The organism is Kitasatospora sp. NPDC094028 (assembly GCF_049543595.1).
GTDB lineage: Bacteria > Actinomycetota > Actinomycetes > Streptomycetales > Streptomycetaceae > Kitasatospora.
In genome coordinates this window covers 1-2121 of record NZ_JBMVFA010000079.1, presented here as the reverse complement: position 1 = coordinate 2121, position 2121 = coordinate 1, and the positions used below count along the sequence as shown (strand labels likewise).

General features: G+C 54.2%; 6 protein-coding genes. 3 read left to right on the top strand and 3 right to left on the bottom strand.

Annotated features, from left to right (window positions below):
• Positions 1 to 254, bottom strand: a 254-nt coding sequence (locus tag ACPC54_RS41840; protein WP_498972987.1) for a hypothetical protein, incomplete at its 3' end; no start/stop codon positions are given.
• Positions 255 to 268: 14 nt separating this feature from the next.
• Here ACPC54_RS41840 and ACPC54_RS41835 point away from each other — a divergent pair.
• From ACPC54_RS41835 to ACPC54_RS41825, 3 genes are read left to right on the top strand one after another with little or no spacing between them, the layout of a single operon-like run.
• Positions 269 to 484 (top strand): hypothetical protein, encoded by a 216-nt coding sequence (locus ACPC54_RS41835; protein WP_164056977.1) that lies wholly within the window; start codon positions 269 to 271, stop codon positions 482 to 484.
• 1 nt (position 485) lies between these two features.
• The gene (locus ACPC54_RS41830) at positions 486 to 671 is read left to right on the top strand and encodes a hypothetical protein (RefSeq protein ID WP_130521499.1); all 186 of its coding nucleotides are present in this window, start codon (positions 486 to 488) and stop codon (positions 669 to 671) included.
• Positions 672 to 691: 20 nt separating this feature from the next.
• Positions 692 to 934, top strand: coding sequence for a hypothetical protein (locus ACPC54_RS41825; protein ID WP_498972984.1), 243 nt, complete (start codon positions 692 to 694; stop codon positions 932 to 934).
• A 309-nt stretch (positions 935 to 1243) separates the two neighbouring features.
• On the opposite strand, the gene ACPC54_RS41820 is transcribed toward ACPC54_RS41825, so the two are convergent.
• Both ACPC54_RS41820 and ACPC54_RS41815 read right to left on the bottom strand, forming a co-directional pair.
• Positions 1244 to 1528 (bottom strand): HigA family addiction module antitoxin, encoded by a 285-nt coding sequence (locus ACPC54_RS41820; protein ID WP_263635038.1) that lies wholly within the window; start codon positions 1526 to 1528, stop codon positions 1244 to 1246.
• Between the two features lie 15 nt (positions 1529 to 1543).
• Positions 1544 to 1822, bottom strand: a complete 279-nt coding sequence (locus tag ACPC54_RS41815) for a type II toxin-antitoxin system RelE/ParE family toxin (RefSeq protein ID WP_130521493.1) — start codon at positions 1820 to 1822, stop codon at positions 1544 to 1546.
• Positions 1823 to 2121 lie beyond the last annotated feature (299 nt).

The following is a 2121-nucleotide window of genomic DNA, read 5'->3' as shown; positions in this document are numbered from 1 at the left end:
CAGTTATTTTTACTTTTTATGTTGACCGCCTGCGGCCTCAAGCCTATAGTCTTCACATGGCGCTGATGCCTAACGAAAGGTCCGCAAATGTTCCAGACGTTCCAGTTCTGCCGCGCAACCGGCCGACGCCTCAAGGCTTCCTTCGCCCGTATCCTCGCAAAGCTCAAACCCAACGGCTCTACCAAAATCGCCCTCGAAATCTCCATCCCCCTCTTCCTCAAAATCACCGTCGAACACACCTTCAAATCAGCCACAAGGAAACGATGAGATGACAAAATGCCTAAACAGCGCCGGGGTAGAAATGCCCCGGTTCTACGTCGCCACATATGGCGATCTTGGCCTTGAGATCGAGTTCTACTTTGATCCGCTCAGATATGGTCGCGATATCCGCAAGGCCGAGCGCGAGCACGCCAACCAGAAGCTGGATACGTACACCTACGGCACGATCCCCTCGATGCCCGCAGCATCACCGAAAGGACGCTGATATGAAGAAGCGATACACTGTGGTGGAAAACGCAGGCTACGAGCGCGAATGCGACGTGCACACGGCTGAGAGCTACGGAGCGGCGATCAAGTGGCGTGACGAATACTACGAGACGGACGAGATCGAAAGCTTGCACGTGGAAATCGCCTGCGAGCTGCCGGACGGCACTCGAACATACGAATTCTAACCGGAGATCGAATGCACATGGTGACTGTAGCCAAAATTATCGCCGATGCTCTCAACGTTCCCACACGAAACGACAAGGCCCTGTTTGGCGCGGTGCGCGCCCTCGGCCTGACAATCAGTAAGCGGGAGGGCGAATATCGCATCTCTCGCCCCAACCTTTCGCGTGAAAGGGCAGAGGCAATCGCATACTACACTCAAGACCGGGAAGACGCATGGGGTACAGCAGAAGAGATGGCGCGGGACGCTGGTACGCTTGGCAGCTAGGCCCCGATGACCTGGCTGTGCCCTTATTGTCTTCCGCTGCTCTCTTGGTTTCCGCTAGGCGCATGGGTCGCCTTTTGTGCCACCTCGCATAGCTCCTGCTCCGGTCCCTGCAATCTGGTCTCGCAACGCTCCTGCGCCTGAAATGGTTGAGAGCGTTTCACTTCGCTCTTTTGAGCCATCGCAGGCATTGCCAAAAAGAGGCTGGCGCTTATTGCTGCAAAAACGACGTTCATCTTGGTTCCCTCGATATCCTGCAAAGACTGGTAACGTTTGGGCGTGCCAAATCCAATGAACGAACGATTCCGATTTTCAAGCCGCTGCCGACTGCAATGGCCTCACTTCCGGCTGATCCCGCGCTTCGGCCTTGGACAGTTCGTAGTTCAACTGCAAATTCATCCAAAACCGTGCGGTGCTGACGCCAGCACGTTCAAGCCGGATCGCCAGATCAGGACTAATGCCAGCCTTCCCGTTGATGATCCGAGAGAGCGTAGACCGGGCAATTCCAAGGCGCTGCGCCGCGTCAGTCACCTCAATGCCGAGAGGCACCAAAACATCCTCGCGAAGCAGCTCGCCCGGATGGGGATGGTTCTTCATCACTGTATGTCTCCTTCAATGATAATCCACGTAATCGACCAACTCCACGTCAGCTCCGACAAACCGGAAAGTAACCCTCCAGTTGCCATTTACCCATATCGACCAATGCCCCTTCAGCGTCCCTTTCAAGGGGTGTAGCTTGTAGGCTGGTTGGTTCAGTTCGGCAGGCGATGCCGCTGCATTTAAGGCAGCAAGGATACGGGACAGCTTCGGCGCATGAGCAGCTTGAACCCCACGGGCAGAGCCGGTTTTGTAAAGGGTCTCAAGCCCCTTGTGTCGAAAGCCGATTATCATACTCCTATGTAGCATGTGACGCTACGCGCTACAAGGGCATAATCGGGCTTTGCTCCCTCAATTTAATAAAATAAACAGTCGTTATTTTTACTTTTTATGTTGCCGACCATATATTTTTATTTTATTCTGCCTCCATAGTCATCCAAGGAGATCGCAAATGGCAACCTACCGTCTCGGATCAAGCCCCGCCGTTCACACGCCCGGAATCGTCGCATGGGCGATTAATGGATATCATTTCGAAGACGACAGGCCCCAACTGCGCAAGGTCATCGTGGAAACCTACAATCTGCCGGAAATCG